This is a genomic window from Nocardioides jiangxiensis (genome assembly GCF_030580915.1).
Lineage (GTDB): Bacteria > Actinomycetota > Actinomycetes > Propionibacteriales > Nocardioidaceae > Nocardioides > Nocardioides jiangxiensis.
Window position 1 is genome coordinate 1,828,509 of sequence record NZ_JAUQTA010000001.1, and the last position, 26,297, is coordinate 1,854,805.

Below are 26,297 nucleotides of genomic sequence, written 5' to 3' on the forward strand. Positions count from 1 at the left end.
CCGCGTCAGAAGGGCCGGCGGCGGGAGCCGAACGAGCGGGCGCCCTGGCCGGCGGGCACGGGGCGCGCGGGGCCCATCGAGCCGGTGCCGTAGTACGCCTCGTCGTGCCGGCCGGGGAGGTCCATCGCGCGGCGTACCTCTGCCCCGTCGGGCTCGTCGGCGTCACCGTGGGTGTGAGCGCCCTTCGCGTGCCCGTGCCCGTGGTCGTGCCCGTGGTCGTGCCCGTGGTCGTGCCCGTGCCCGTGACCGTGACCGTGGAGGTGGTCGGGGACGACGGCGTTCGGGTCGACCATGCGCGGCAGCGCCTCGAGCGCCCGGCGAAGGTCGCGTTCGTACTTCACGACCACGTTGGCGGTCGCCGACAGCGTCTCGGCGGTGAGCTCCTCGGCACCGAGGACGGCCAGGGTCCGCGCCCAGTCGACGGTCTCGGAGATGCTCGGTGCCTTGCGCAGGTCGAGCTCGCGCAGGCCGCGGACGATGCCGACCAGCTGGCGGGCCAGCTCGTCGGGGAGACCGGTCTGCTTGGAGCGGATGATGTCCAGCTCGCGCTCGGCGTCGGGGTAGTCGAGGAAGAGGTGCAGGCAGCGCCGCTTGAGGGCCGCGGACAGGTCGCGGGTGTTGTTCGAGGTGAGGATGACGTACGGCGTGTGACGGGCGCGGAAGGTGCCCAGCTCGGGCACCGAGACCTGGTACTCCGCGAGGAGCTCGAGCAGCACGGCCTCGAGCGCCTCGTCCGCACGGTCCACCTCGTCGACGAGCAGGATCACCGGCTCCTCCGAGCGGATCGCCTCGAGCAAGGGGCGCGCGGCCAGGAAGCGCTCGGAGAAGAAGACGCTCTCCTCCCCGGCGAGGGTGTCGACGGCCGTGGCGAGGTCGGGGGCGTCGGCGACGAGGGCGCCGACCTTCTCGCGCATCAGCTGGGTGTAGAGGAGCTGCTTGCCGTAGTCCCACTCGTACAGGGCGGTGGTCTCGTCCTGGCCCTCGTAGCACTGCAGCCGGAGCAGCCGCCGCCCGGTGACCTCGGCCAGCGACTTCGCCAGCTGGGTCTTGCCGACGCCGGCCGGCCCCTCGAGCAGGATCGGCTTCTCGAGGTGGGCCTGGAGGAAGACGGTGGTGGCGAGGCGCTGGTCGGCGAGGTAGCCGTGGTCGGCGAACTGGTCGATGACGTCGCCGACGTCGACGAAGCCCCGGTGGCCGCCGGGCTGGCTGTCGAAGGTCTGGTCGTCGAGGGGTTGGGCGGACATGGGTGCCTCCTGGGGCGACGTCAGTGAAGGGGGAGGGGTGGACCGGTCCGGCCCGGGGGCTGGGTGCCCGCCCGGGCCGGACCGAGACGCGGGTGACCGTGGGTCGGTCACGCGACAGGCTCAGGACAGGAGGTCGTCCAGGTCGCCGGTCATGCAGTGCTCGACGACGGGGCGCACCGTCTCGAAGGTGCACTCCTTGGCGTTGCCGGGGGTGCAGGCGTCGCCGAGGACGTGGTTCGTGATCCGGTCGACGTCCTCGGCGTCGCCCTTGATCACCTTCGCGTTCTCGTAGTACTTCGTCGGACCCTGGCCGAGGCGGTTCTTGGAGTAGGTGTCCTGGGTGACGGAGACGAAGTTCTCCGGGATGCCGACGTCGCGCAGGAGCCGGATGGCGGCCGCCAGCGCCGCGTCGGCGGCCTGGACCTTCGTCATGCCGCGGGTGTCGACGCCCATCGCCTCGGCGATGTCGGCGAACCGGCCGTACTGGGCCGGCATGTTGAACGCCCACACGCGGGGCAGCGCGATGGCGTTGTTCAGGCCGTGGTGGGTGTCGTAGAACGCCGACACCGCGTGCGAGATCGAGTGGATGATGCCGAGGCCGCCGGAGTTGAACGCCTGGGCGGCGATGTACTGGGCGTACATCATGCCCTCGCGGCCCTTGAGGTCCTGGCCGTTCCAGACCGCCTCGCGGAGGTTCTCCGCGGTCAGCTTGATGGCGCGGATCGCGTTGCCGAGCGAGGGCTCGAAGTTGAGGCGCGAGACGTACGGCTCGGAGGCGTGGGCGAGCACGTCGAAGCCGCACTGCGCGGTGTAGTCGACCGGGCAGTCGAAGTAGAGCACCGGGTCGTCGATGGCGAGGGTGGCCACCGACGCGTCGTCGAACGCGACGTACTTGTGCGGGTTGTCGGGGTCCGTCGTGGTGTCGGTGATGACATAGGCCCACGAGGTCTCCGAGCCGGTGCCGGCCGTGGTGGAGACGGCGATGTGCGGTGGGTTGTTCGGGTTCTCGGACTTGTTGAAGCCCTCGAAGTCGTTGACGTTGCGACCGTCGTGGGCGACGGAGATGCGTGCGCCCTTGCAGGCGTCGTGCGAGGAGCCGCCACCGATGGAGATGAACGAGTCGCACTTGTTCTGCTGGTACAGGGCCACCGCGTCCATGACGTTGTAGTCCTTGGGGTTGGACTCGACCTTGTCGTACACGACGGCCTCGAGGCCGTGGTACTTCAGCGAGTCCACGATCTTCTGCACGACGTTGGTGCCACGCAGGCCCGACGTCATGACCAGGGGCTTGGTGAAGCCCAGCTTGATGGCCTCGGGACCGATGAGCTCGTGCGCTCCCGGACCCATGAGGGCACGCGGGAACGGGTGGAACTCCTTGATCGGGAAGGGCTTGAGCAGCTCGTCAACCTGCATGGGAAAACCTCCTGTTGGGACGGGTGACATCGGCGAACGTAAGGCGCGTCACAGCCGGGGTGTGAGGACGGGAAACGCAAACCATCCGGCGTGAGGAGGGGGTGCTGGCCGCTTGGTCCGGACCTCACCTGTCCGGTCGGAGAGGGCCGGTCGACGCGTGCCTGACGAGGCCTCGCGAACCCCTCCGAACGGACGGGCCGATGTGCACTTCCGGACGGCGCTGAGCGCGGCCGCCGCTGCCTAACGTCGGTTCTGCCACGGCACCAACCACCTGAAGGGAGTCCGGAAATGTCCGCTCACACCACCCGTTCCGCCGACGTCGACACCGACCTGCTCGAGGAGGAGCTCCTCGTCGAGGAGGTCTCGATCGACGGCATGTGCGGCGTCTACTGACCCGGGAGGACGAGACCCCATGACCTCCTTCGACCCGCAGGGCGCGTGGCGGCGCACGCCGTCCGTCGTACTCCGGCCCGAGCCGTTCGGTGCCCTCGTCTACGACTTCGGATCGCGCCGCCTCTCGTTCCTCAAGGACCTCGCCCTCGTGCGGGTCGTGGAGGCACTCGACCGGTCGGCCTCGGCGCTCGCGGCACTCCGCACCGCCGGCATCGCCGAGGCCGACCACCCCCGTTACCTGTCGGCCCTGGCCACCCTGGCCCGCTCCGGCATGATCAGCCCGCGTCAGGAGGCGGCAGCGTCATGACACTCACCCCCACCCGCCCGGCACACGCCCCGGAGCGCACTCCCGTCCCACGGCTCGTCGACCAGTTCGAGCACGGCCTGGACGCGCCGATCTGCCTCACTTGGGAGCTCACCTACGCGTGCAACCTCGCGTGCGTCCACTGCCTGTCCTCGTCCGGCCGCCGTGACCCCCGCGAGCTCAGCACCGAGCAGGCGAAGGCGGTCATCGACGAGCTCCAGCGCATGCAGGTCTTCTACGTGAACATCGGCGGCGGCGAGCCGACCGTGCGCCCCGACTTCTGGGAGCTCCTGGAGTACGCCGTCGCGCACGACGTCGGCGTGAAGTTCTCCACCAACGGCGTCCGGATCACCCCCGAGCGGGCCCGTTGGCTGGCGGCGAGCGACTACGTCGACGTCCAGATCTCCCTGGACGGCGCGACCGCCGAGGTCAACGACGCGGTCCGGGGACGCGGCTCCTTCGACATGGCCGTCCGTGCGCTGCAGAACCTCAAGGACGCCGGCTTCAGGGACTCCAAGATCTCCGTCGTCGTGACGCGGGAGAACGTGCGGCAGCTCGACGAGTTCCAGGCCCTCGCCGACCGCTTCGGTGCGACGCTCCGGATCACCCGGCTGCGGCCGAGCGGGCGCGGTGCGGACGTCTGGGACGACCTGCACCCGACCGCGGAGGACCAGCGCTTCCTCTACGACTGGCTGGTCGCCAAGGGCGAGGGCGTCCTCACCGGGGACTCCTTCTTCCACCTCGCCGCCTTCGGCGACGCGCTGCCCGGCCTCAACCTCTGCGGTGCCGGCCGTGTCGTCTGCCTGATCGACCCCGTGGGCGACGTCTACGCCTGCCCGTTCGCCATCCACGACACGTTCAAGGCCGGCAACCTGCTCGAGGACGGAGGCTTCCAGCAGGTCTGGCAGCAGTCCGCGCTCTTCACCCAGCTGCGCGAGCCGCAGTCGGGTGGCGCGTGCGCCTCCTGCTCGGCGTTCGACGCGTGCCGGGGCGGGTGCATGGCCGCCAAGTTCTTCACCGGCCTGCCGCTCGACGGCCCCGACCCGGAATGCGTGAAGGGCAACAGCGAGGCGGCCCTGGCCAACCGCGACGGCTCCGGCCTGCCGCAGGCGTCGCAGGACCACTCGCGCCCCGCCGCCGTCGTGCTCGGCATGCCCGGACGCCCGACGTCGCTGGGCCCCGCCACCACCAAGCTGCCCGACCGGTTCTGCAACGAGAGCCCCATCTGAGGAGTCACCCTGTCATGTCCACGACCTGGTTCGAGACCGTCGCCGAGGCCCAGCGGCGCGCGAAGAAGCGTCTCCCGAAGTCCGTCTACAGCGCGCTGCTGGCCGGCTCGGAGAAGGGCGTCAGCTACGACGACAACACCACGGCGTTCGGCGAGCTCGGCCTCGCCCCGCACTGTGCCGGCCTGTCCGCGAAGCGCGACCTGGCCACCACCGTCATGGGCGAGGAGATCTCGCTGCCGGTGATCTGCTCGCCCACCGGTGTGCAGGCCGTGCACCCCGACGGCGAGGTCGCCATCGCGCGTGCCGCGGCCGCTCGCGGCACCATCACCGGGCTGAGCTCGTTCGCGAGCAAGCCGGTCGAGGAGGTGGTCGCGGCCAACCCCCAGACGTTCTTCCAGATCTACTGGCTGGGCAGCCGGGACGCGATCCTGCAGCGCCTCGAGCGAGCCAAGGCGGCGGGCGTCCGCGGCCTCATCGTCACGACGGACTGGTCGTTCTCGATGGGTCGTGACTGGGGGAGTCCCTCGATCCCCGAGAAGCTCGACGTGAAGGCCATGCTGCAGTTCGCCCCCGAGACCCTGGCGCGGCCGCGGTGGCTCTCCCGCTTCGCCCGTGCCGGCTACATCCCGGACCTGACCGCGCCCAACCTCGTCGAGCCGGGCGGCAAGGCGCCGACCTTCTTCGGTGCGTACTACGAGTGGATGCAGACCCCGCTCCCGACGTGGGAGGACCTGGCCTGGCTGCGCTCGCAGTGGGACGGCCCCGTGATGCTCAAGGGCGTCTGCCGGGTCGACGACGCCAAGCGTGCGGTGGACGCGGGCATGACCGCGATCTCGGTCTCCAACCACGGCGGCAACAACCTCGACACCACGCCGGCCCCGATCCGGGTGCTGCCGTCGATCGCCGACGCCGTCGGCGACCAGGTCGAGGTCGTCCTCGACGGCGGAGTGCGCCGCGGCAGCGACGTCGTCAAGGCTGTCGCCCTCGGCGCCCGGGCGGTCATGATCGGCCGCGCGTACCTGTGGGGCCTCGCCGCCAACGGCCAGGCCGGTGTCGAGAACGTCCTCGACATCCTCCGTGGCGGCATGGACTCGGCCCTCCTCGGCATGGGCAAGTCGTCGGTGCAGGACCTGACCCCGGGCGACATCGTGATCCCGCCGGGCTTCACGCGCACCCTCGGAGCCTGAGATGGAGCTCGCGCTCGCCACCTGGCCCGAGCTGGGCGAACGGGTCGACGTCGTGGTCCTCCCGACCGGCTCGTGCGAGCAGCACGGGCCGCACCTGCCGTTCGCCACGGATGCGGCGATCGCCACCTCCGTCGCGGGGCGCGCGGTGCAGCGACTGCGTGCCGCAGGGGTGCACGCGGTCGCGGCGCCGGCGCTGCCCTACGGGGCGAGCGGCGAGCACGAGCACTTCCCGGGCACGGTGGACATCGGCCACGAGGCCCTGCACTCCGTGCTCCTGGAGCTCGGGCGCTCGATCTCGCGCTGGGCCGACCGCCTCGTCGTCGTCAACGGTCACGGTGGCAACGCGCCGACCGTGGCTGCCGCGGTGGGCCGGCTCCGCCACGAGGGCCGCGACGCCGGCTGGGTGCCCTGCGAGATCGTCTGGGGCGATGCCCACGCCGGCCGCACCGAGACCTCGATGATGGCGGCGATCGCGCCCGCCGTCGTCCGTGAGGACCGGGCCGAGGCCGGTGCGACGGAGCCGGTGGAGGTGCTCATGCCCCGGCTGCGCACGGGCGGCGTCCGGGCCGTCTCGCCCAACGGAGTGCTCGGCGACCCCGCAGGGGCCTCGGCCGCGGAAGGTGAGCTCCTGCTCGCCGGGCTGGTCGATGCCACGGTCGAGGCGGTCCTGCAGGGACGGCCGGACGTCACGGGGCGCCTGCGGGTGCCGGTGTCGGCGTGACCACGCCGCCGGTCGCGCTGGTCACCGGTGCCGCTGGCGGCATCGGCACGGCCGTCGTGACCGCGCTCGCCGAGGACGGCTTCCACGTCGTGGCGCTCGACGCGTGTGCCCCGATGCCCGGCGCCGCGTCGCAGCCCGCGCCGCACGAGGCCCTGACCGCGCTGAAGCGGACGGGCGACGTCGACACCGCCGTCGTCGATGTGCGCGACCGCGCCGCCCTCGACGCGGTCGTCGCCGCGGTCCGGGAGGAGCACGGGCGTCTCGACGTCGTCGTCGCTGCCGCGGGCGCCGTCGCCGGTGGTCGCCCCGTGTGGGAGGCGCCCTCCGCGGAGCTGGACATGCTCCTCGACGTGAACCTGAAGGGCACCTGGAACACCGCCGCCGCGACCCTTCCGCTGATGCTGAGGCAGCCCGCGCCGCGCCAGGGCAGGTTCATCGCGATCGCCTCGGCCGCCGCGCACCGGGGCCTCCTCCACCTGGCGGCGTACGTCGCGAGCAAGCACGCCGTCGTGGGCCTGGTCCGCGGGCTCGCCGCCGACCTGCACGGCACCGGCATCACGGCGACCGCGGTCTCACCCGGCAGCACGCGGACGCCGATGCTCGCCGCCACCGCCTCCCTGTACGGGCTCGACGCCGTCGAACCCCTCGCCGCCCGCCACCTCGTGGAGAGGGTCCTGGAGCCCGAGGAGATCGCCGACACGGTGCGCTGGCTCAGCTCGCCCCGTGCCGGCGCGATCACGGGGAGCGTCGTCCACGTGGACGGGGGCTTCACGGCATGAGCGCGACGGCGGAGCGTCTGCCGGCCGGGAGCGACCGGGCCCTGGCTCCGGGGACGCGGGTGCGCCTGCTGCCGGAGACCTGGCGCGGCGAGGGTGGCCGGGCCCTCTTCGGGGGTTCGCCGACCAGGATGCTCTTCCTCACGCCGGCCGCCTGCGCAGTGCTGGGGGAGGGGGAGTTCGCCGTGGAGGACCGGCGCAGCGAGCGCCTCGCGCGGATGCTGCTCGACCGGGGGTTCGCGGAGATCGCAGCGGCCCGCGCACGGTGGACGGCCGCCGACGTCACCGTCGTGGTGCCGGTGAAGGACCGGCCGGTCGCGCTCGCGCGGCTGCTCGACGCACTCGGTGTGGGGGGAGGGCTGCGCGTGATCGTCGTCGACGACGGCTCGGCCGACCTCGCCGCCACGATCGAGGTGACCCGCCGCCCCGGCGTGTCGCTGCTCTGCCACGACACCTCGCGCGGACCGGCCGCGGCCCGCAACACCGGCCTGCGAGCCGTGACCACGGACCTCGTCGCCTTCGCGGACTCGGACGTCGTCCCCGTGCCCGGCTGGCTCGAACCGCTGCTCGCGCAGCTCGAGGACCCAGCGGTCGGCGTCACCGCACCGCGCATCGCCGGCCTGCAGGGGCACGACCGCGGAGGGGTCGTCGCCCGCTACGAGGCGGTGCGCTCCTCCCTCGACCTCGGTCCGCTCGCGGCCGTGGTCCGCCCCGGCGCGAAGGTCCCCTACGTCCCGTCGGCCTGCCTGCTCGGGCGGGTCGCGGCGTTCGGGGACGGGTTCGACGAGCGGATGCACGTCGGCGAGGACGTCGACCTGGTCTGGCGCACCGTCGGCTGCGGCTGGCTGGTCCGCTACGTCCCTGACGCGGTCGTCGCCCACGACCACCGCGTCGACGCCCGGCGCTGGTTCCTGCGGAAGGCCTTCTACGGCACGAGTGCGGCACCGCTCGCGATGCGGCACGGCGACGCGGTCGCACCGGTGGTCCTGGGTCCGATGACCCTCGCGGTCGCGCTGGCCGTGGTCGCGCAGCGGCGCTGGTCGACCGGCCTGGCCGTTGCCGTGGTCGGTGCGGTCACCGCCCGCACGGCGCTGTCCCTCGAGCAGAGCACGCGGCCGTGGGCGGTGGCTGCCCGGCTCGCGCCGTACGGCCTGGTGGCGTCCCTCCAGCAGTCGAGCGCGGCGATGACCCGGCACTGGTGGCCGGCGATGGTCCCGCTCGCCCTGGCGTCGCGTCGCGCCCGGCGGGCGTGGCTGACAGCCGCGGTCCTGGAGGGGCTGGTCGACTGGCGGCGTTCGCGCTCCGACCTCGACCCGCTGACGCACGTCGTGCTGCGCCGGCTCGACGACCTCGCCTATGGCGCAGGGCTGTGGTGGGGTGCCCTGAGGCACGCCACCACAGCCCCGCTCCGGCCGGCTCGGGGCCGGTCGTTCCTCGCGCTCAGGCGCGGACCGGGGCGCCGAGGGGGAGAGGGCGGCCGCCGGTGGCCTGGGACATGGCGTCGAGGAACAGGTACGCACCGACCGTGACGAACGCGAAGACGGTGTAGCCACCGAGGTGCGTCAGGGCGGTGCTCGCCTGCGCCGTGCCGAGGAGCACGAGCAGCAGGGCCAGGTCGATCAGGGTGAAGAGGACCGTGAAGGCCCGCGGGAGCCGCAGGGTGGCGAGCGTCAGCAGGACGACGACGGCCAGCCAGGACCCGAGGAAGAGCTCCTGCGTGCGCACGGCGTCGGCAGGAAGGATCCCGAACCAGCCGTGCGTCAGGCCCAGCACGAGCGCGGCGTAGCTGGACCAGAAGCCGGTGAAGATGCCGAAGATCGCGGCGACGGCGTTCTGGTTGAGGCGGGTCGCCCAGATGGCCGCGACGGCCTGTCCGAACGCGGTCGCCGTGGCGATGATCGGGATCGACGCCGCGCCGGCGGTGGCCGGCACGAAGCCGGTGAGCACGAGGCCGAGGGCGACGGAGCCGACCAGGAACGTCGGGACGCCGATGAGGGCGGGGTTGCCGTCGGGGACGGTGGTTTCGGTGGACACGGATACCTCCAGGGGGATGTGGTCCCGGTCACTGTGCCGAGGCCGCGCTGCCCGCCACACCCTGCGACCGGGGCGCTCTCCCCCTCTCCGATCGGGCGGGCCGGCCCGGCACGAGGGGGAGTCCTGGCCTCCGGGGCTGCCCGCGCAACGTGACTGCAGCGCGCCGCTTCCTAGCCTCGGGCGGGCCGGTGCGTGCGTCGCCGGCCCTGACACGAAAGGCCTCCGCATGCGTCTCCTCCTCATGGGCCCGCCCGGTGCCGGCAAGGGCACCCAGGCCACCGCCGTCGCGCAGCGCTTCGGCATCCCGGCCATCTCGACCGGCGACATCTTCCGGGCCAACGTCGCCGAGGGCACGCCCCTCGGCCTCGCGGCCCGGCGCTACATGGACGCCGGGGAGTACGTCCCCGACGAGGTCACCAACGCGATGGTGGCCGACCGGGTGGCCCGCGACGACTGCGGCCAGGGCTTCCTCCTCGACGGCTACCCGCGCACGCGGCAGCAGGTCGCCGAGCTCGACGGGATCCTCGCCCTGACCGGCGCGCGCCTGGACGCCGTCGTCCTCCTCGCGGCGGACCCGGAGGAGCTGGTCCAGCGCCTCCTGCTGCGTGCACGGGCGCAGGGGCGGGCGGACGACACCGAGGAGGTGATCCGCCGTCGCCTCGAGGTGTACGCCGCGGAGACCGCTCCGCTGGCCGAGGAGTACGCCGCACGGGGTCTGCTCGACACCGTGGACGGCCTCGGCACCGTCGAGGAGGTGGCCGACCGGATCCTCGGCGTGCTCGCGGCGCGCTCGACGGCCGCCAGCCCGGCCTAGCGGCAGGCGGCAGGGGCCGGCCGGCGTGGTGACGCCGACCGGCCCCTGCCGGTGTGGCCCGGTCAGCTCAGGTGGTGCACCGGGGCCAGGTCGAACACGGGGGTGTCGATGCCCACCGCCCGTGCCTTCAGCTGCAGCGCCAGGTAGAGCGAGTAGTGGCGCGACTGGTGCAGGTTGCCGCCGTGGAACCAGAGGTTCGGCTGCTGGGTCGGCTTCCACATGTTGCGCTGCTCGCCCTCCCACGGCCCCGGGTCCTTGGTCGTGTCCGAGCCGAGGCCCCAGACCTTGCCGATCCGGTCCGCGACCTCGGGGCTGATCAGGTCGGCCGCCCAGCCGTTCATCGAGCCGTAGCCGGTGGCGTAGACGACGAGGTCGGCCTCGAGCTCCGCGCCGTCCTCCAGCACGACGGAGGTCTCCGTCAGGTGGTCGACGTTGCCGTGCGCGAGCTTCACCTCACCGTCCGCGACCAGCTCGGCCGCGCCCACGTCGATGTAGTAGCCGGAGCCGCGCCGGAGGTACTTCATGAAGAGGCCCGAGCCGTCGTCGCCCCAGTCGAGGTCGAAGCCGGCGCGCTCCATCCGGTCGTAGAACTCCTTGTCGCGCTCCTTCATCCGCTCGTAGAGGGGGATCTGGAACTCGTGCATGATCCGGTAGGGGAGCGAGGCGAAGACCAGGTCGGCCTTCTCCGTCGTCATGCCGGCCGCGAGCGCGCGCTCGGAGTAGAGGTCGCCCAGCCCGATGTCCATGAGGGTGTCGCTCTTGACGATGTGGGTCGAGCTGCGCTGGACCATGGTGACGTCGGCACCGTGCTCCCACAGCGCCCCGCAGATGTCGAACGCCGAGTTGTTGGAGCCGATCACGACGCACTTCTTCCCGGCGTACGCGTCGGGGCCGGGGTGGCGCGAGGAGTGGTGCTGCTCGCCGCGGAAGACGTCCTGGCCCGGGAAGACCGGCACGTTGGCCTTGCCGCTCATGCCGGTCGCGAGCACGAGGTGCTTCGGCTTCAGCGTCATCGGCTGGCCGTCGCGGTCGATGTCGACGGTCCACTCACCGGCCGCCTCGTCGTAGGAGGCCTTCACGGCCGTCGTCGAGGACCAGTAGGGCACCTCCATCACCCGCGTGTAGGACTCCAGCCAGTCCGCGACCTTGTCCTTGGGGGCGAAGACCGGCCAGTTCTCGGGGAACTTCAGGTACGGCAGGTGGTCGTACCAGACCGGGTCGTGCAGGCAGAGCGACTTGTAGCGCCCGCGCCACTGGTCGCCGGGGCGGGCGTAGCGGTCGATCACCAGCGCCGGTACGCCGAGCTGCCGCAGCCGCGCGCCGAGCGCGATGCCACCCTGGCCACCGCCGATGACGAGGACGAAGGGCTGCTCGGTGACGCCCATCGCGGCGTCCTCGGCCTGGCGCTTCTCGAGCCACGTCACGCGCTGCCGGTTCGCGCCGTGCTCGGCGCCGGCGGGCCGGCGTTCGCGGAGGGGCTCCTCGTGGCCCTTCAGCTCGTAGAGCGTGGTGAGGAAGGTCCACGCCCGGTCCACGCCGTCGTCGTCGGCGCGCAGGCGCAGCAGGCCGCGGCCCCGGCCGACGGCCGTCTCGAAGGTGAACCACGCCGTCACGACGCCGTCCGCCTCGGCCGGTTCCTCGCTGGTGGCGAAGGTCGAGGGAGCGGTGTGCGCGAGCGTGCTGTCGAGCAGCCGGGCGACGCCGTCGGGGTTCTCGACCGTGGTGATGTTCCAGCTGAAGGCGACCAGGTCGCGCCAGTAGCTGGTGGTGGCGAAGAGTGCCGCCGCGGCAGCCGTGTCGCGGGCGACCAGCGCCCCCTCGAACGCGGCGAACCAGGCGTCGGCACGGGCCTGCGGGTCGGCCGTCCGGACCGGAACGGTCCGTGGCTCCAGGGTCTGGGTCATGGTGGTTCTCCTTCACAGTGGGTCTGTGACGGAGCACACACCCGGCGAGGAGGTCGTCGACAGCGTTGCGCGGCGTTGCATCAGCCCCGCACGTCGGCGACGGTGAGCACCGCGTCGTCGGCGATCCGGTAGGGCCGCGTGGCCACGACGCCGCCCAGCTGGCGGCGCATGCGGGAGATCTCGGCGCGCACCGTGACGAGGTGCTCGCGGTCGCCGAAGAGGGCGCCGCTGAGCTGCGCTGCCGAGAGGCCGGTCGGCCCGGCGGCGTGCAGGAGCTGCAGGATGTGGGCGTGGCGCCGGCTCAGCGGCAGGCGCCAGACGTCGTCGCCCGCGCGCAGGGTGAGGACCGGGTCCGTGCCGCCGTCGAGGTGGCCGTGCAGCGTCCGCGCCCCGGTTGCGGGGCGGATCAGCCAGCCGTCGCGGAACCGCTCGGGCAGGCAGAGACCGAGCCCGGGCACCGCGATGCTGACGTCCTCGCGCGGTGCTGCGATGCGGTCGGCCGCGGCGACACCGGCACGGTGTGCCACCCAGCCGTGGTCGTCGACGAGCAGCACCGGCCCGGTGACGGTGGCCAGCACGTGCTCGGCCGAACGCCGCAGCGCGGCGAGCTTGTCCTCGTGGTGGCGCCACAGCTGGGACTCGGCGAGCCGCACCGCGGTCTCGACCAGCGCGCCGATGGCGGGGTGGAGGGTGAGCGCAGGCCCGCTCAGGTCGAGGACACCGAGCAGCTCGCCCGTACGCGGGTCGTGGATCGGTGCGGCGGTGCAGTACCAGGGGTGCTGCGCCTGCTCGAAGTGCTCGGCCGAGAAGAGCTGCACGGGAGCCGCCTCGGCGAGGGCGGTGCCGATGGCATTGGTGCCGACGTGCCGCTCGGTCCACTCAGCGCCCTCGGAGAACCCCAGCGCGTCGGCCTGGGCCTGGACGCCGGTCGCACCCGCGCGCCACAGGACGACGCCGTCGGCGTCGGTCACCACGAGCAGGAAGTGCGAGGAGTCGGCGATGCCCGAGACCACCTGGATGAGCTCGTCGACCACGAGGTGCAGCGGGGACGCGCTGCGGCGGCGGAGCACCTCGTGGCGTGGCAGCGGGTCGCGCTGGTTGAGGTGCGAGGGGTCCAGCCCGGCGCTGAGCACGCGGTTCCACGAGCGGGCGACCACGGCGCGGGGGCGGGCCGTCGGACGACCGCCGCTGATCACGGTGTCGTGGACGCGCACCAGCTCCCGGGCGAGCTGCGTCAGGTTGGTGCCCGGGCGGATGGCGTCGAATGGGCTCACGGGGATGCGACCTCCTGCCTCGACACTAGACATGCGTCGTGACCGGCGCCACAGGTCGCGGCGTTGCAACACCGTGCAACCCCCGGACGCCGGCGGGCGCTCGCCCGCCGGGGATCACCGGAAGTCGATCAGCAGGCCGTCGTCATCGTCGGGCTCACGCACGGGTGCTGCCTCGGCCTCGGCGCCGTCGCGGGGCGGCACCGACCACGGGTGCTCGATCACGCCGGCCCGGAAGCAGTGCGCGATCTGCGGCAGCTGCATGCCGTCGGGGCCACGGCCGTAGTCGTCGTAGAGGGCGCGGACGTCGTCGAGCAGCCGCTCCTGCGCCGCGGGGTCCATCGTGGCGACGCGCGGGTCGAGGAGCGCGAGGGCGCACAGGCCGTCCCGGTCGACGGTCGTCCAGTGCCGGAAGCTGTCCGCGTCGACGAAGCCGAACCGCGTCGACTTCACGATCGAGTCCGGGGTCTCCGGCACGACCGTCTCCTCACCGAGCAGCCGGGCGAACTTCCGCACCCACGGGATCTTCGTGTCGAGCGTCTCGACGATCACCGCGACGTGGCCGCCGGGGCGCAGCACGCGGGAGAACTCCGCGAGCGCCGCCTCCTCGTCGTACGTGTGGAAGTTGCGGGCGACGACGACGTCGACGGAGGCGTCGACGTTGGGCAACCGCTCGGCTGTCGCTGCGGACGTGCGTACGCCGGGATGCAGCTCCGCGAGCCGCTCCACCGCGGCCGCCGAGGAGTCGGTGGCGTGGACGTCGTGGCCGAGCGCCACCAGCTGTGCGGTGAGGGCGCCGTCACCGGCACCGATCTCGAGCACGGACCGCTGGTCGGTGCCGACCAGCCAGGCAACGGCGGCCACGGGGTACGTCTCGCTCACCCGGCCGAGGTTACTAGGCTCTGCCGTTGTGACCGTGGATCCACTTGCCTCGCTGGCCAGCCTCGAGGGCGTTCCGTCCGCCTTTGCGTCGAGTCGCGACGGGGTCGACGCGCTGCTGCGCGACCGCGGTCTCCGCAAGACCTCTCCGGAGCTCACCGGCGAGTCGCTGCTGCGCGGTGCCTGGGCCTCGGCGGTGCTCGAGGGCTCGTCGGCGACGATGGACCAGGTCCGTGCGGGGGAGGGCGACGAGATCTCCGCCGCGGCGGTGCGGGTCTCCGCCGAGCTGCTCTCCCTGGTGCCGGTTCTGAAGCGGTCGCCGCTCCAGGCGTTCGCCCGGATCCACGCGCTCGCCGGCCTCGGCTCGGTGCCCTCGGAGGAGCTCGGTCGCCCGCGCTCGGCCGAGGCGGCTGCCGGCCTGCAGACGCTGTCCGCGCGCCTCCTCGCTCCGACCACGGCTCCGGCGATGCTCGTCGCGGCGATCGTGCACGCCGACCTGGCCACGGCGACACCGTTCGCCTCGCACAACGGCATCGTGGCGCGTGCCGCGGAGCGCCTCGTCCTCGTCGCCCGCGGCGTCGACGAGAAGTCACTGCTGGTCCCCGAGGAGGGCCACCGCTTCTTCCGGCCCGAGTACGAGTCGAACCTCCGCGCCTACGCCCAGGCCTCCGGCGTCTCCGGTGTGCACGCCTGGCTGCTGTACGCCGCCGAGGCCTACGCCAAGGGAGCCGAGGCCTCGCCGGTCAAGGCGAAGTAGCCCGCACATGCGAGCGGCACCGGTGCTCGAAGAGTTCCGGTGCCGCCGCTGACACGTGATGCGCTGTGGTTACCAAGCGTGCACTCTCAATTGCTGCCTCGGATCATCGTCCGCTCGGTCAGCGCCCTGTTAAGAAGGGTGAATCGCCGCGTGGGTACCAGGCTCACGTGCTGCTGTGAAGTTCTCGTGCCTCCATGTGTACGCCGCAAAACGGGGCACTTCAAGGCTTGATCTTTCGCCGGTGCGGGCGCATGCTCGCGCCCCGCGAGAAGCGACTTCCAGCCGCTGCCCTTTCCCGGGGCGTCGCGGCAGCAGCGGCGTACGCGCCGGGGTGGGGCCGCAGCGTCAGACGGTGCGGTGGCGGCGGTGACTGAGGACGATCGCGCCACCCACGGCGACGGCCCCGCCGACCGCGAGGGCGGCGAGGGTCGGCTTGGCCGGCGGGAGGTTCATGCGGCGCTGGAGTGCGACCGGCTTGGTGAAGACGAGGATCGGCCAGCCCTCCTTGACGGCGAGCTTGCGGAGCTCCTTGTCGGGGTTGACGGCGTAGCCGTGTCCGACCGCACTGAGCATGGGAGCGTCGGTGATCGAGTCGCTGTAGGCGTAGCACTGCGCGAGGTCGTAGCCGCGCTGTTCTGCGAGCTCGCGGATCGCCTCGGCCTTCGTCTCGGCGTAGGCGTAGTACTCGATCTCGCCGGTGTACTTGCCGTCCTCCACGGCCAGACGCGTCGCCACCACGTCGTCGGCACCGAGCATCGCGCCGATCGGGCCGACCATCTCGACACCGGAGGTGGAGACGATGATGACGTCACGGCCCGCGGCGTGGTGCTCCTCGATGAGGGAGACCGCCTCGTCGTAGACCATCGGGTCGACGATGTTGTGGAGGGTCTCGGCGACGATGTCGTTGACCGTCGACACCTGCCAGCCCTTCACCAGCTCGGACATGAACGCCCGCAGCTTCTCCATCTGGTCGTGGTCCGCGCCGCCGACGACGTACATGAACTGGGCGTAGGCGCCACGGAGCATGACGCGCCGGGAGATCAGGCCGCCCGCCTGGAACTTGCGGTTGAAGGCCAGGGCGCTCGACTTGGCGAGGATCGTCTTGTCGAGGTCGAAGAAGGCGGCCTGGCGGCGCCCCGTGGCGGACATGTCACCGAGTCTAGGTGCCGGGCTGAGGGCCGTGGGGAGTTTTGCTCGCCGGCGAGGACCTGCTGGCCCCGGAACCGGCCCGCTGTCCGTCCACAGGTGGCGCGGGGGGCGCCCCCTCCCCAGCCCCGGGCGAAGCTCCCGCACCACCCGGTCCGGTGCCCGAGCCTCGGGCCATGGAGATGCCCCTGATCGTCACCCGTGACCCGTTGCTGACCGACGAGCTGCTCCGGTTGGCGGCGGCCGCCGGGGTCGCACCCGAGGTCGCCGCCGACCCGGGCGCCGCCCTGCGGTCCTGGCGGAGCGCCTCCCTGGTGCTGGTGGGGGTCGACGTGGCGGAGGAGCTGGCGCGCTTCACTCCCACGCGCCGCGCGGGAGTGCACGTGGTCGGTGGTGCCGGCGTCCCCGACCAGGCGTTCCGTCACGCCGTCGAGCTCGGCGCGTCGCAGGTCGTCGAGCTCCCCGCATCCGGTGCCTGGCTCCTCGACCTGCTCTCCGATGCGGTCGACGGTCGGGCCGACGCGTCGACCACCCTGGCGGTGATCGGGGGCTCGGGCGGTGCGGGTGCGACGACGTTCGCCTGTGCGGTCGGGCTCGTCGCCGGAGCCCGTGGGCCGGCGTGCCTCCTCGACGTCGACCCGGTGGGACCGGGGGCAGACCGGGTGCTCGGCTTCGACCGTCTCGACGGCGCCCGATGGAGCGCGCTCGAGCAGACCACGGGGCGCCTCGGGTCGCAGTCGCTGCGTGACGCCCTGCCGCGACGGGCCGGCCTCGGGGTGCTGACCTGGGCGGCGGGGGAGCGCTCTGCCCCGCAGGCCTTCGCCGTGCGTGAAGCGCTCGCGGCCGCGGCCCGAGGACATCACGTCGTGGTGGCCGACCTGCCGCGCGCAGGGGTGCTGACCGCGGAGGTCGCGGCGCGCGTCGACGCGGTGCTCGTCGTCGCCCGGCCGAGTCTGCCCGGGCTGGCCGCAGCAGCGCGCGTGGTCGCTGCCCTCGAAGCGGGCGGACGTGTCGGGATCGTCGTGCGCGGGCGTGCGGAGCCGCGCGCCGTCGCCCAGGTCGTCGGCGCGCCCGTGGTGGCCACGATGGGTGACCAGCGCGGCCTCGAGGAGGCCGTCGACCTGGGTCGTGGCCCCGTCTGGACCCACCGGAGCGTGCTCGCACGTGCGGCCCGCCAGGCCCTCGACTGGTGCGCGGCGGGCTGACGTGGTCGCGGTCGAGCTGGTCGACGAGGTCCGGTCCCACCTCGCCCGGGGCGGGCTCGCGGTCACGCCCCACGCCGTCGCGGCGGCGCTGCGCGCGGCGGGGCGCCCCGTGGGTGACGCAACGGTGCTCGCCGTCCACGAGGCGCTGCGCGCGGAGTCGGTGGGCGTGGGCCCGCTCGAGCCGCTCCTGCGCCTGCCCGGGGTCACCGACGTCCTCGTCAACGGACCGAGGGACGTCTGGGTCGACCGCGGGGCCGGGCTCGAGCGCGCGGACCCGTCGGTCGGCTTCACCGACGAGGCGGCCGTGCGGCGGTTCGCACAGCGCCTGGCGGCGGCGGGTGGCCGACGGCTCGACGACGCCTCACCGACGGTCGACGTACGGCTGCCCGACGGCGTCCGCTGCCACGCGGTGCTCGCCCCGGTCGCCCGGCCCGGCACGCTGGTGTCGCTGCGCGTGCCGCACGGCCTGGGCCTGGGCCTCGACGACCTCGCTGCCCGCGGAGCGCTCAGCCCGGCGGGACTCGTGCTCGTGCGGCGCCTGCTGGCGGCGCGGGTGGCGTTCCTCGTGACCGGTGGCACCGGCACGGGCAAGACCACGCTGCTGGGCGCCCTGCTCGCGGCGGTCGACCCCGCGGAGCGCATCGTCGTCGCCGAGGACTCGGCCGAGCTGCGCCCGGAGCACCCGCACGTCGTCGCGCTGGAGGCACGACCGGCCAACCTCGAGGGGGCCGGCGCGGTGCCGCTGCGTGCCCTCGTCCGGCAGGCGCTGCGCATGCGTCCCGACCGGCTCGTCGTGGGGGAGGTACGGGGCGGCGAGGTCGTCGACCTGCTCGCCGCCCTCAACACCGGCCATGAGGGCGGGTGCGGCACGCTCCATGCCAACTCGGTGGCCGACGTGCCTGCTCGCATCGAGGCGCTGGCCCTCGCCGCCGGTCTCGGGCGGGAGGCCGCCCACAGCCAGCTCGCCGCGGCCGTCGGAGCGGTCCTGCACCTCACGCGGGCACCGCACCGCCGGCTGGCCGAGGTCGGCGTACCCGTGCGGGACGGAGCCGGTCTGGTGCGGATGGAGACCGCCGTCCGTTTCGACTCCACGGGCGCGGCGCACGAGGGCCCGGCCGCCGAGGCGCTCGCGGAGCGACTGCGATGACCGGCGCGACCAGTGGTCCGCTGGTGGTCGGCGTCGTCGCGGCCGGCTCCGCCGTCGCCCTGGCCTGGCCGGCCTCCGCAGCCGGGCTCCGGCTCCCGAGCGGGCGTGGTGCCCGAGGCGTCACGGCGCTCCTCGGCGCAGGCGTGCTCCTCGTCGGCTGGCCGGGCACCCGCGGGCACGGCGACGGTGCCGGCGTCCTCGCGCTCGGGCCTGTGCTGCTGTGTGCCGCGGTCGTCGTGGGTGGCGCCTGGCTGCGCCGCGGGGCGGTGCGACGGCGCGAGATGGCCCGCCGCGGAAGCGAGGTCCTCGAGCTCTGCGAAGAGCTCGCGGGCGACCTCGAGGCGGGGGCTGCTCCGGCGCTCGCCCTGCGACGTGCTGCCAGCCGGTGGCCGGTCCTGGGCGGTCCGGCGACGGCGCACGCCCTCGGTGGTGCTGTTCCCGAGGCCTGGCGCGAGCTCGCGCGGAGACCGGGAGCAGCGGATCTCCACGTGGTGGCCGCTGCGTGGCAGGTCGCAGAGCAGAGCGGTGCTGGCCTCGCGGATGCACTCACGGCCGTGGCAGACGGGCTGCGCGAGCAGCAGCGGACCCGCAGGCTGGTCGCCTCCGAGCTCGCCTCGGCGCGGGCGACGGCGCGCCTGATGGCGGCCCTCCCCGTGCTGACGCTGGCCGTCGGTTCGGGAGCGGGGGACCCTGTCGGATTCCTCCTCGGCACGCCCGCCGGGCTGCTCTGCGCGACGGCGGGTCTCGTGCTCGGATTCGCGGGAGTGGCCTGGATCGAGGCGATCGCCGGCGCGGTGGAGCGTGACGCGGTCTGGATGCTCCCCGGCCGTGGTGGCAGCGGAGCCGGAGGATGACGGGCTGGCCGGTGCTGGCGGCCGTCGCTGCAGCCGCAGCAGCCCTCCTCGCCACGGCGCGTCGAGCGCCTCGGCACCTGCCCCGGGTGGAGTCCGATCCAGGACGGGCCCGTGGTGGTCTCGACCAGGGCCTCCTCCGGCGATGGCGCGCGCTGTTCGCCCTGCTCGCCGGTTCGCTCGGCGTCACCGTCCTCGGCGGCACCTGGGGCGTCGTCGTCGCGGTGGGCGCAGCCATCGTCGTGTGGGTCGCCTGCACGACCGTGGAGTCGCCGGCAGCACGCCACGAGCGCGAAGCCGCTCGGCGGGGTCTGCCGTACGTCACACGCCTGCTGGCGGTGGTCCTCGCCGGCGGCCAGTCTGTGCCCTCCGCGCTCGCGGTCGTGGCAGCCGCGCTACCCGGTCCGGCGTCGGCGCCACTCGCGCGGGCCTGTTCGTCGCTCGGGGTCGGCGTGGCCACGGACGAGGTGTGGGCCGAGCTCGCCACGACGCCCGGACTCGAGCCGCTGGGGCGGGCCCTCCAGCGTGCATCGGAGAGCGGTGCGCGTGTCGCCGACGTCGTCGAGCGGCTGGCGACCCGCCTGGCAGCGGAGGAGCGGGCAGGGGTGGAGGACCGTGCCCGTACGGTCGGCATCCGGGCAGCAGTCCCGCTGGGTCTGTGTCTGCTGCCGTCGTTCCTCCTGCTCGGGATCGTGCCGGTGGTCGCGGGTGCGCTCTCGTCTCTCCAGTGGTGACCCCTTTCCCTCCACAGGTCATCGCCCACATGCCCTGTGCACGGGCTTCCGTGGCCCGAAGGCAGCGATCCGCGGCTGCGGCGACCGTGGTGGCAGAGGGACGAACGGCGTCCCGGACGCGAGGAGACGAGATGACGACCAGGCATGACGAGCAGGGCATCACCACGGCGGAGTACGCAGTCGGCACGGCTGCCGGAGCCGGTCTGGCGGGCGTGCTCTACCAGCTGGTGACGGGCGGGTTCGGTGACCGGCTGCTGCGGATGCTGTTCGACCACGTGCTCGGCCTGCTGGGCATCGGGTGAGGCGGTCGGCGGGGGAGCGCGGCGCCGTCACCGCCGAGGCGGCGCTCGTCCTCCCGGTCCTGGCGGCGGTGACCCTGGCGCTCGTGTGGATGCTCGGTCTCGCCGTGGCGCAGATGCGCGTCACCGACGCAGCGCGGGAGGCGGCTCGCGCTGTCGCACGGGGTGACCCGGCGGCGGAGGCGAGCAGTGCAGCGCGTGTCGCTGCGCCGGGGGCGTCTGTGCACGTCGCGTCAGGCTCGACGACGGTCCGGGTGACGGTGGAGGCCGTCGTCCGCCCTCCGGGCAACCTGCTCGGGCATCTCGCAGCTGCCCATGTGCATGCGACGGCAGAGGCCCTGCTCGAGGGGGCGCGCGATGGATGAGCGACCGGAGCGGGGCGCGGCGACCGCTGCAGTGGTCGCTCTGGTCGGCGTGCTGCTCGTCGTCGCGCTCGCGGGGGCGACCGTGCTGGCTGCGGCGATCGCGCACCGGACTGCCCAGGCGGCCGCCGACCTGGCTGCTCTGGCGGCTGCGACGACACGGGAGCGGGGAGGGGACGCGTGTGCGGCAGCGGCCGACGTGGCTGAGGCCAACGGCGCCGTGCTCGGTGGGTGCACCGCCGTCGGCGATGACGTACAGGTGACGACATCGGTGGCGCTCGCGCACCCCGTTCCGGGCCTCGACCACGTCACGGGCCGGGCCCGGGCTGGGCCGTCGTGAGGCGTTCCCGCACTGGTCAGATGGCGCGTGCGAGCAGGGCGTCGAGGAGCGTCACGGCGCCCTGCTTGTCGAGCGGGTTGTTCTGGTTGCCGCACTTCGGGGACTGCACGCACGAGGGGCACCCCTCGAGGCAGGCACACGCGACGATCGCGTCGCGGGTGGCGGTGAGCCAGTCCCGTGCGACGGCATAGCCCCGCTCGGAGAAGCCTGCGCCGCCCGGGTGGCCGTCGTGCACGAAGACGGTCAGCATCCCGGTGTCGGGGTGGAGGGACGTCGAGACACCGCCGATGTCCCACCGGTCGCAGGTCGCGAAGAGTGGCAGGAGGCCGATGGAGGCGTGCTCGGCGGCGTGGGCTGCCCCGGGAAGGTCGCCCGGCTCGAGCCCGGCTCCCTCCCACACGTGCTGCGGCACGGTCCACCACACCGATCCCGTGTGCAGGCTCCGGGCCGGCAGGTCGAGCGGCTCCTCGCCGATGACCTCGCCGGAGGGCTGGCGGCGGCGGAGGTACGAGACGACCTGGTGCGACACGGCCACGGAGCCGAAGGTGAGCCGGCAGTCTCCCCACATCACGTGCTCGCGCTCGGCGAGGATCCGGATGTCGGTGATCTCGCGCGCGCTGGTGGAGTAGTCCGGATCTGCCCGCTCCATGAACGCCACGTGCCCCTCGAGGTCGAGCTGCTCGACCAGCCAGGTCTCGCCGCGGTGCACGTAGACCGCACCCGGGTGGGCCGTGCCGTGGGCCGAGCCTGCGTCGACCGTGCCCACCACCCGGCCGCTCGAGGCCTCGACCAGCTGCACCGGCGATCCACCGGACGACCGGAGGTCGGCCAGGTCCGACGCGCGGCGGTGGTCGGTCCAGAACCAGCCGGCCTCGCGCCGCCTGAGCATGCCCGCATCCGTCAGCGCGTCGACGGCTTCGCGCGCGGTCGGCCCGAAGAGCGGGAGGTCCCGCAGCGTCAGCGGCTGTTCCTCGGCGGCTGCGCACAGGTGGGGTCCGAGGACGTACGGGTTCGACGGGTCGAAGACGCTCGCCTCGACGGGACGGCCGAGCAGCGCCTCGGGGTGCTGCACCAGATAGGTGTCGAGGGGGTCGTCACGAGCGACGAGCACGGCGAGCGCGTCGCCCCCGCCTCGTCCGGCCCGTCCTACCTGCTGCCACAGTGCTGCCCGCGTGCCCGGGAAGCCGGCCAGCAGCACGGCGTCGAGGCCGCTCACGTCGATGCCGAGCTCGAGCGCGTTGGTCGCGGCGAGCCCGAGCAGGTCGCCGCGGCGCAGCGCCGCCTCGATCTCGCGACGTTCCTCTGGCAGGTAGCCCCCGCGGTACGCCGCCACCCGGTGTGGCAGGGACGGGTCCACCTCCGCCAGGTGGTCCGCCGTCGTCCGCGCGACCTGCTCGGCCCCGCGCCGGGACCGGATGAAGGCGAGCGTGCGGACTCCCTCGACGACCAGGTCCGTGAGCAGGTCGGCGCACTCGGAGCTGGCCGCGCGCCGCACGGGTGCGCCGTTCTCGCCTTCGTACGAGGTGAAGGGCGGTTCCCACAGGCCGAGCGTGACCCGTCCCCGGGGCGAGCCGTCGTCGGTCACGGCAAGCGCCTCGACGCCGGTGAGCCGGAGGGCGAGCGCCTCAGGGTCGGCGACGGTCGCGCTGGCGAGCACGAAGGTCGGCGACGACCCGTACAGCGCGCAGATCCGGCGCAGGCGGCGCAGGACGTGCGAGACGTGGGCGCCGAAGACGCCGCGGTAGTGGTGGCACTCGTCGATGACGACGTATCGCAGGCCGCGGAAGAAGCGGGCCCAGCGCTCGTGGCCCGGCAGCAGGGAGTGGTGCAGCATGTCCGGGTTGGTGAGCAGCAGCTCGCCCCGGTCACGGGCCCAGTCGCGCTGTTCGCGCGAGCTGTCGCCATCGTGCGTCGTCGCCCAGACCCCCGTGCCGAGGTCGAGGACCGAGGCGAGCTGGTCCTGGGCGAGCGCCTTGGTCGGGGCGAGGTACAGCGCGGTCGCCCCTCGTCGCCCCTGGGGCCCGCGGTCCTCGAGGATCGCGGTGAGGGCAGGCAGCTGGTAGGCGAGTGACTTGCCCGAGGCCGTGCCGGTCGCGAGCACGACGTGACGTCCCGACCGGGCGGCGGAAGCGGCCGTGGCCTGGTGGCTCCACGGAGCCACGACGCCCCGCCGTGTGAACCCGGCGACCACGTCGGCATGTGCCCACGCCGGCCACGGGGCCGGGACGCCGTCGCGCGGGGGCAGCACCTCCACGTGCGCGAGCCGGTCCGCGCGAGCGGGGGTCGTGAGCCGGTCCAGGAGCGAGGCCACGTCCACGGACGGGCCGCCCGCTCGCTCACCCCGCATCGACGTCACCCCGAAAGTTTCCCAGTACTTTCGGGGATCACCAGCGGCGGCTGCATGGTTTGATTACGCGCGTGGACCTGGACCTCTCTGCTCGTGATCACGAGGGCGTGTCGGTCGTCGCCGTGAAGGGCGAGATCGACGTCTACACGGCACCCCGCCTGCGCGACCGGATCACCGACCTGGTCGCCTCCGGCACCTACCGCATCGTGGTCGACCTCGAGGGTGTCGAGTTCCTCGACTCCACCGGCCTGGGTGTGCTCGTCGGCGGGCTGAAGAAGGTCCGCGCCCACAACGGCTCGCTGCAGCTCGTGTGCACGCAGGAGCGCCTGCTCAAGATCTTCCGGATCACGGGCCTGGCGAAGGTCTTCGTCATCCACGACGACGTCGACGCGGCTGTCGCTGCTGCCTGACGACGAGGATCCTCGTTCGGACCTCTTCCCGGGTCGCTGATCCCGTGCCACTCTGAAACGGCAAACGGGGGCCCCGGAATCACAGAGGTGTGGCATGCGTGCTGCAGACATCGACCTGACCGGATCCGACCTGACGCTGGTGCTCGGCGTCGGAGCGGTGGCACTTCTCGCCCTGATCATGGCGGCCGTGTTCCGACGGCAGGTGCTGGCCGCCGACGAGGGCACCCCGACGATGCGCGAGATCGCGCGCGCTGTGCAGGAGGGTGCTGACGCCTACCTGCGACGGCAGCTCACGACCCTGGCCGGGTTCGCGGTCATCGCGTTCCTGCTCCTGCTCGCCCTGCCGGCCGACGACCTGTCGGTGCGGCTGGGCCGCTCGGCGTTCTTCCTCGTCGGGGCGGCGTTCTCGGCGACCATCGGCTACCTCGGCATGTGGCTCGCGGTCCGCAGCAACGTGCGCGTCGCCGCCGCGGCCGACGAGCCCGGCGGTGCCGGCCGCGAGCCGGCGATGAACCTGGCGTTCCGCACCGGTGCCTTCGTCGGCATGGCCACGGTCGGCCTGGGCCTGCTCGGCGCCAGCCTCGTCGTCCTCCTGTACGCCGGCCAGGCGCCGCACGTCCTCGAGGGCTTCGGCTTCGGGGCGGCGCTGCTGGCGATGTTCATGCGTGTCGGCGGCGGCATCTTCACCAAAGCCGCCGACGTCGGAGCCGACCTGGTCGGCAAGGTCGAGCAGGGCATCCCGGAGGACGACCCGCGCAACGCCGCGACGATCGCGGACAACGTGGGCGACAACGTCGGCGACTGCGCCGGCATGGCCGCCGACCTCTTCGAGTCGTACGCCGTCACCCTGGTCGCCGCGCTCATCCTCGGGTCCGCTGCGTTCGGCGTGCAGGGGCTGGTGTTCCCGCTCCTGGTGCCCGCCGTGGGTGCCGTGACCGCTGTCGTGGGCATCTTCCTCTGCCGGCCGCGGGCCGGCGAGAACGGCCTGCGCACGATCAACCGCGCCTTCTACATCTCGGCCGCGGTCGCCGCGGTCGCCTGCAGCGGCGTCGCGTTCGCCTACCTCCCGCGCACGATCGGCGGGCTCCACGGTGGCCTCAACAGCGCGACCGCCGGTGCCGCCCAGGAGCTCGATGCCCTCACCGGCAACAACCCCGGCGCCATCAACCCGGCGCTGGTGGCGGCCTCCGCGGTGCTGATCGGCATCGTGCTGGCCGCCGTGATCCTCGCGCTCACCGGCTGGTTCACCGGCACGGAGCACGAGCCCGTGCGGGGCGTGGCGCGCACCAGCGTCACGGGCGCCGCGACGGTGATCCTCAGCGGCCTGAGCGTCGGTTTCGAGTCGGCGGTCTACACGACGCTGGTGATCGGGGCGGCGGTCTTTGGCGCCTTCGCGCTGGGCTCGGGGAGCCTGAGCGTGGCGCTCTTCGCGGTCGCCCTCACCGGCTGCGGACTGCTCACCACCGTCGGTGTCATCGTCGCGATGGACACCTTCGGGCCGGTCTCCGACAACGCCCAGGGCATCGCCGAGATGTCGGGCGACGTGCACGAGTCGGGGGCGCAGGTCCTCACGGAGCTCGACGCGGTCGGCAACACCACGAAGGCGATCACCAAGGGCATCGCCATCGCCACGGCAGTCCTGGCGGCGAGTGCGCTGTTCGGCTCCTACATCGGGTCGGTCATCGACGAGCTGCAGGCCAGCGGGGCCACCAAGGCGCCCACGTTCGCGGTGTTCAGCCCGGACGTGCTGGTCGGCCTGCTGATCGGCGTCAGTGTCGTCTTCCTCTTCGCCGGCTTGGCCATCAACGCGGTCGGGCGCGCGGCGGGGGCGGTCGTCATGGAGGTCCGCAAGCAGTTCGCGGAGGACCCGGGGATCATGGCCGGCACCAGCCGTCCGGCGTACGGGCGCGTGGTCGACATCGTCACCCGCGACTCGCTGCGCGAGCTGGTGACGCCCGGCGTGCTGGCGGTGATGGCCCCTGTCGTCGTGGGCTTCGGCCTCGGCGTCGGACCGCTCGCCGGCTTCCTCGCCGGGGCGATCGGAGCGGGCACGCTGATGGCCGTCTTCCTCGCCAACGCCGGTGGCGCCTGGGACAACGCCAAGAAGCTCGTCGAGGACGGTCATCACGGAGGCAAGGGCTCTGATGCCCATGCGGCGACGGTCATCGGCGACACGGTCGGCGACCCGTTCAAGGACACCGCCGGTCCCGCGATCAACCCGCTGATCAAGGTGATGAACCTCGTCAGCCTCCTGATCGTCGGTGCCGTCGTCAGCATGACCCTCGGCAGGGACGCCAATCGCCCGCTCTCGCTGCTCATCGCGGGGGTCGCGCTGGCGATCATCGTGACCGCGGTGGTCGTGAGCAAGCGGCGTACCAGCCACCTGCATGACAAGGTCGAGGTGCCCGACAGCCCGGCCGGCATGAAGCCCCCGGCGCAGCCGGAGCGCCCCGGTGCCCACGAGCCGCCGCACTCGCGGCGGGGCCTGGTCCGCCACTGACCCGCCCGCGCCACGCGCCCCATCGTCCGT

26 protein-coding genes are annotated in these 26,297 nt (G+C 73.2%); 18 read left to right on the forward strand and 8 right to left on the reverse strand.

Annotated features, from left to right (window positions below; translation table 11 throughout):
* Nucleotides 1–5 precede the first annotated feature (5 nt).
* Both Q5722_RS08850 and mdo read right to left on the reverse strand, forming a co-directional pair.
* The gene (locus tag Q5722_RS08850) at nucleotides 6–1,244 is read right to left on the reverse strand and encodes an AAA family ATPase (protein ID WP_305027848.1); all 1,239 of its coding nucleotides are present in this window, start codon (nucleotides 1,242–1,244) and stop codon (nucleotides 6–8) included.
* Nucleotides 1,245–1,364: 120 nt separating this feature from the next.
* Nucleotides 1,365–2,657 (reverse strand): NDMA-dependent methanol dehydrogenase, encoded by a 1,293-nt coding sequence (gene mdo, locus Q5722_RS08855; RefSeq protein ID WP_305027849.1) that lies wholly within the window; start codon nucleotides 2,655–2,657, stop codon nucleotides 1,365–1,367.
* 288 nt (nucleotides 2,658–2,945) lie between these two features.
* Between mdo and mftA the strand changes: the two genes are divergently transcribed.
* From mftA to mftF, 7 genes are read left to right on the forward strand one after another with little or no spacing between them, the layout of a single operon-like run.
* Nucleotides 2,946–3,050, forward strand: a complete 105-nt coding sequence (mftA, locus tag Q5722_RS08860) for a mycofactocin precursor MftA (RefSeq protein WP_305027850.1) — start codon at nucleotides 2,946–2,948, stop codon at nucleotides 3,048–3,050.
* Nucleotides 3,051–3,069: 19 nt separating this feature from the next.
* Nucleotides 3,070–3,357: a mycofactocin biosynthesis chaperone MftB gene (gene mftB, locus Q5722_RS08865; RefSeq protein ID WP_305027851.1), complete on the forward strand. Its 288-nt coding sequence runs from the start codon at nucleotides 3,070–3,072 to the stop codon at nucleotides 3,355–3,357.
* Entirely contained in the window at nucleotides 3,354–4,583 is a 1,230-nt protein-coding gene (gene mftC, locus Q5722_RS08870; protein WP_305027852.1) for a mycofactocin radical SAM maturase, read from the forward strand. Before mftB ends, mftC begins: the two co-directional genes overlap by 4 nt.
* A 14-nt stretch (nucleotides 4,584–4,597) precedes the next feature.
* Nucleotides 4,598–5,770: a pre-mycofactocin synthase MftD gene (gene mftD, locus Q5722_RS08875; RefSeq protein WP_305027853.1), complete on the forward strand. Its 1,173-nt coding sequence runs from the start codon at nucleotides 4,598–4,600 to the stop codon at nucleotides 5,768–5,770.
* Nucleotide 5,771: 1 nt separating this feature from the next.
* Complete coding sequence (gene mftE / locus Q5722_RS08880; RefSeq protein WP_305027854.1) at nucleotides 5,772–6,491, forward strand: mycofactocin biosynthesis peptidyl-dipeptidase MftE; 720 nt, start codon at nucleotides 5,772–5,774, stop codon at nucleotides 6,489–6,491.
* Entirely contained in the window at nucleotides 6,488–7,270 is a 783-nt protein-coding gene (locus Q5722_RS08885; RefSeq protein WP_305027855.1) for a mycofactocin-coupled SDR family oxidoreductase, read from the forward strand. Before mftE ends, Q5722_RS08885 begins: the two co-directional genes overlap by 4 nt.
* Complete coding sequence (gene mftF, locus Q5722_RS08890; protein ID WP_305027856.1) at nucleotides 7,267–8,796, forward strand: mycofactocin biosynthesis glycosyltransferase MftF; 1,530 nt, start codon at nucleotides 7,267–7,269, stop codon at nucleotides 8,794–8,796. Before Q5722_RS08885 ends, mftF begins: the two co-directional genes overlap by 4 nt.
* On the opposite strand, the gene Q5722_RS08895 is transcribed toward mftF, so the two are convergent.
* Entirely contained in the window at nucleotides 8,708–9,301 is a 594-nt protein-coding gene (locus tag Q5722_RS08895; RefSeq protein WP_305027857.1) for a GPR1/FUN34/YaaH family transporter, read from the reverse strand. The two genes, mftF and Q5722_RS08895, sit on opposite strands and share 89 nt — an antisense overlap.
* 226 nt (nucleotides 9,302–9,527) lie before the next feature.
* Between Q5722_RS08895 and Q5722_RS08900 the strand changes: the two genes are divergently transcribed.
* Nucleotides 9,528–10,115, forward strand: coding sequence for an adenylate kinase (locus tag Q5722_RS08900; protein WP_305027858.1), 588 nt, complete (start codon nucleotides 9,528–9,530; stop codon nucleotides 10,113–10,115).
* A gap of 62 nt (nucleotides 10,116–10,177) precedes the next feature.
* Here the strand turns inward: Q5722_RS08900 and Q5722_RS08905 are convergent, their stop codons facing one another.
* The 3 genes from Q5722_RS08905 to Q5722_RS08915 form a co-directional block, all read right to left on the reverse strand.
* The gene (locus Q5722_RS08905) at nucleotides 10,178–12,019 is read right to left on the reverse strand and encodes a flavin-containing monooxygenase (RefSeq protein WP_305027859.1); all 1,842 of its coding nucleotides are present in this window, start codon (nucleotides 12,017–12,019) and stop codon (nucleotides 10,178–10,180) included.
* Between the two features lie 80 nt (nucleotides 12,020–12,099).
* On the reverse strand, nucleotides 12,100–13,293 hold the full coding sequence (locus Q5722_RS08910) for a GAF domain-containing protein (protein WP_305027860.1): 1,194 nt from the start codon (nucleotides 13,291–13,293) through the stop codon (nucleotides 12,100–12,102).
* A 114-nt stretch (nucleotides 13,294–13,407) separates the two neighbouring features.
* Nucleotides 13,408–14,172 (reverse strand): class I SAM-dependent methyltransferase, encoded by a 765-nt coding sequence (locus Q5722_RS08915; RefSeq protein WP_305027861.1) that lies wholly within the window; start codon nucleotides 14,170–14,172, stop codon nucleotides 13,408–13,410.
* A gap of 34 nt (nucleotides 14,173–14,206) precedes the next feature.
* Here Q5722_RS08915 and Q5722_RS08920 point away from each other — a divergent pair, with 34 nt between their 5' ends.
* Nucleotides 14,207–14,926, forward strand: a complete 720-nt coding sequence (locus Q5722_RS08920) for a Fic family protein (RefSeq protein WP_305027862.1) — start codon at nucleotides 14,207–14,209, stop codon at nucleotides 14,924–14,926.
* Nucleotides 14,927–15,271: 345 nt separating this feature from the next.
* On the opposite strand, the gene Q5722_RS08925 is transcribed toward Q5722_RS08920, so the two are convergent.
* Nucleotides 15,272–16,075 (reverse strand): HAD family hydrolase, encoded by an 804-nt coding sequence (locus Q5722_RS08925; RefSeq protein ID WP_305027863.1) that lies wholly within the window; start codon nucleotides 16,073–16,075, stop codon nucleotides 15,272–15,274.
* A gap of 173 nt (nucleotides 16,076–16,248) precedes the next feature.
* Between Q5722_RS08925 and ssd the strand changes: the two genes are divergently transcribed.
* From ssd to Q5722_RS08960, 7 genes are all read left to right on the forward strand, one after another.
* Nucleotides 16,249–17,277 (forward strand): septum site-determining protein Ssd, encoded by a 1,029-nt coding sequence (gene ssd, locus Q5722_RS08930; RefSeq protein WP_305027864.1) that lies wholly within the window; start codon nucleotides 16,249–16,251, stop codon nucleotides 17,275–17,277.
* Nucleotide 17,278: 1 nt separating this feature from the next.
* Entirely contained in the window at nucleotides 17,279–18,424 is a 1,146-nt protein-coding gene (locus Q5722_RS08935) for a TadA family conjugal transfer-associated ATPase (protein ID WP_305027865.1), read from the forward strand.
* Entirely contained in the window at nucleotides 18,421–19,278 is an 858-nt protein-coding gene (locus Q5722_RS08940; RefSeq protein WP_305027866.1) for a type II secretion system F family protein, read from the forward strand. The genes Q5722_RS08935 and Q5722_RS08940 overlap by 4 nt, the downstream gene beginning before the upstream one ends.
* Entirely contained in the window at nucleotides 19,275–20,009 is a 735-nt protein-coding gene (locus Q5722_RS08945) for a type II secretion system F family protein (protein WP_305027867.1), read from the forward strand. Before Q5722_RS08940 ends, Q5722_RS08945 begins: the two co-directional genes overlap by 4 nt.
* Before the next feature lie 131 nt (nucleotides 20,010–20,140).
* Nucleotides 20,141–20,311, forward strand: coding sequence for a DUF4244 domain-containing protein (locus Q5722_RS08950; protein WP_305027868.1), 171 nt, complete (start codon nucleotides 20,141–20,143; stop codon nucleotides 20,309–20,311).
* The gene (locus Q5722_RS08955; RefSeq protein ID WP_305027869.1) at nucleotides 20,308–20,673 is read left to right on the forward strand and encodes a TadE family type IV pilus minor pilin; all 366 of its coding nucleotides are present in this window, start codon (nucleotides 20,308–20,310) and stop codon (nucleotides 20,671–20,673) included. The genes Q5722_RS08950 and Q5722_RS08955 overlap by 4 nt, the downstream gene beginning before the upstream one ends.
* A complete protein-coding gene (locus Q5722_RS08960) occupies nucleotides 20,666–21,010 on the forward strand; it encodes an Rv3654c family TadE-like protein (protein ID WP_305027870.1) in 345 nt (114 codons plus the stop codon). Before Q5722_RS08955 ends, Q5722_RS08960 begins: the two co-directional genes overlap by 8 nt.
* A gap of 16 nt (nucleotides 21,011–21,026) precedes the next feature.
* On the opposite strand, the gene Q5722_RS08965 is transcribed toward Q5722_RS08960, so the two are convergent.
* Nucleotides 21,027–23,357 carry a DEAD/DEAH box helicase gene (locus Q5722_RS08965; RefSeq protein ID WP_305028353.1) on the reverse strand — a complete coding sequence of 777 codons (2,331 nt, stop codon included), beginning with the start codon at nucleotides 23,355–23,357 and terminating at the stop codon, nucleotides 21,027–21,029.
* Nucleotides 23,358–23,428: 71 nt separating this feature from the next.
* Here Q5722_RS08965 and Q5722_RS08970 point away from each other — a divergent pair, with 71 nt between their 5' ends.
* Complete coding sequence (locus Q5722_RS08970; protein ID WP_305027871.1) at nucleotides 23,429–23,767, forward strand: STAS domain-containing protein; 339 nt, start codon at nucleotides 23,429–23,431, stop codon at nucleotides 23,765–23,767.
* Between the two features lie 94 nt (nucleotides 23,768–23,861).
* Nucleotides 23,862–26,267 carry a sodium-translocating pyrophosphatase gene (locus Q5722_RS08975; protein ID WP_305027872.1) on the forward strand — a complete coding sequence of 802 codons (2,406 nt, stop codon included), beginning with the start codon at nucleotides 23,862–23,864 and terminating at the stop codon, nucleotides 26,265–26,267.
* The last annotated feature ends 30 nt before the right edge of the window (nucleotides 26,268–26,297 follow it).

Bases quoted from the DNA above. Each gene is read 5' to 3' on its own strand.
- Q5722_RS08900 (WP_305027858.1), top strand. From the start codon at position 9,528: ATGCGTCTCCTCCTCATGGGCCCGCCCGGTGCCGGCAAGGGCACCCAG.
- mftF (WP_305027856.1), top strand. From the start codon at position 7,267: ATGAGCGCGACGGCGGAGCGTCTGCCGGCCGGGAGCGACCGGGCCCTG.
- mftB (WP_305027851.1), top strand. From the start codon at position 3,070: ATGACCTCCTTCGACCCGCAGGGCGCGTGGCGGCGCACGCCGTCCGTC.
- Q5722_RS08925 (WP_305027863.1), bottom strand. From the start codon at position 16,075: ATGTCCGCCACGGGGCGCCGCCAGGCCGCCTTCTTCGACCTCGACAAG.
- Q5722_RS08940 (WP_305027866.1), top strand. From the start codon at position 18,421: ATGACCGGCGCGACCAGTGGTCCGCTGGTGGTCGGCGTCGTCGCGGCC.
- mftC (WP_305027852.1), top strand. From the start codon at position 3,354: ATGACACTCACCCCCACCCGCCCGGCACACGCCCCGGAGCGCACTCCC.
- mftD (WP_305027853.1), top strand. From the start codon at position 4,598: ATGTCCACGACCTGGTTCGAGACCGTCGCCGAGGCCCAGCGGCGCGCG.
- Q5722_RS08850 (WP_305027848.1), bottom strand. From the start codon at position 1,244: ATGTCCGCCCAACCCCTCGACGACCAGACCTTCGACAGCCAGCCCGGC.
- mdo (WP_305027849.1), bottom strand. From the start codon at position 2,657: ATGCAGGTTGACGAGCTGCTCAAGCCCTTCCCGATCAAGGAGTTCCAC.
- Q5722_RS08960 (WP_305027870.1), top strand. From the start codon at position 20,666: ATGGATGAGCGACCGGAGCGGGGCGCGGCGACCGCTGCAGTGGTCGCT.
- Q5722_RS08975 (WP_305027872.1), top strand. From the start codon at position 23,862: ATGCGTGCTGCAGACATCGACCTGACCGGATCCGACCTGACGCTGGTG.
- Q5722_RS08965 (WP_305028353.1), bottom strand. From the start codon at position 23,357: ATGCGGGGTGAGCGAGCGGGCGGCCCGTCCGTGGACGTGGCCTCGCTC.
- Q5722_RS08905 (WP_305027859.1), bottom strand. From the start codon at position 12,019: ATGACCCAGACCCTGGAGCCACGGACCGTTCCGGTCCGGACGGCCGAC.
- mftE (WP_305027854.1), top strand. From the start codon at position 5,772: ATGGAGCTCGCGCTCGCCACCTGGCCCGAGCTGGGCGAACGGGTCGAC.
- mftA (WP_305027850.1), top strand. From the start codon at position 2,946: ATGTCCGCTCACACCACCCGTTCCGCCGACGTCGACACCGACCTGCTC.
- ssd (WP_305027864.1), top strand. From the start codon at position 16,249: ATGGAGATGCCCCTGATCGTCACCCGTGACCCGTTGCTGACCGACGAG.
- Q5722_RS08945 (WP_305027867.1), top strand. From the start codon at position 19,275: ATGACGGGCTGGCCGGTGCTGGCGGCCGTCGCTGCAGCCGCAGCAGCC.
- Q5722_RS08950 (WP_305027868.1), top strand. From the start codon at position 20,141: ATGACGACCAGGCATGACGAGCAGGGCATCACCACGGCGGAGTACGCA.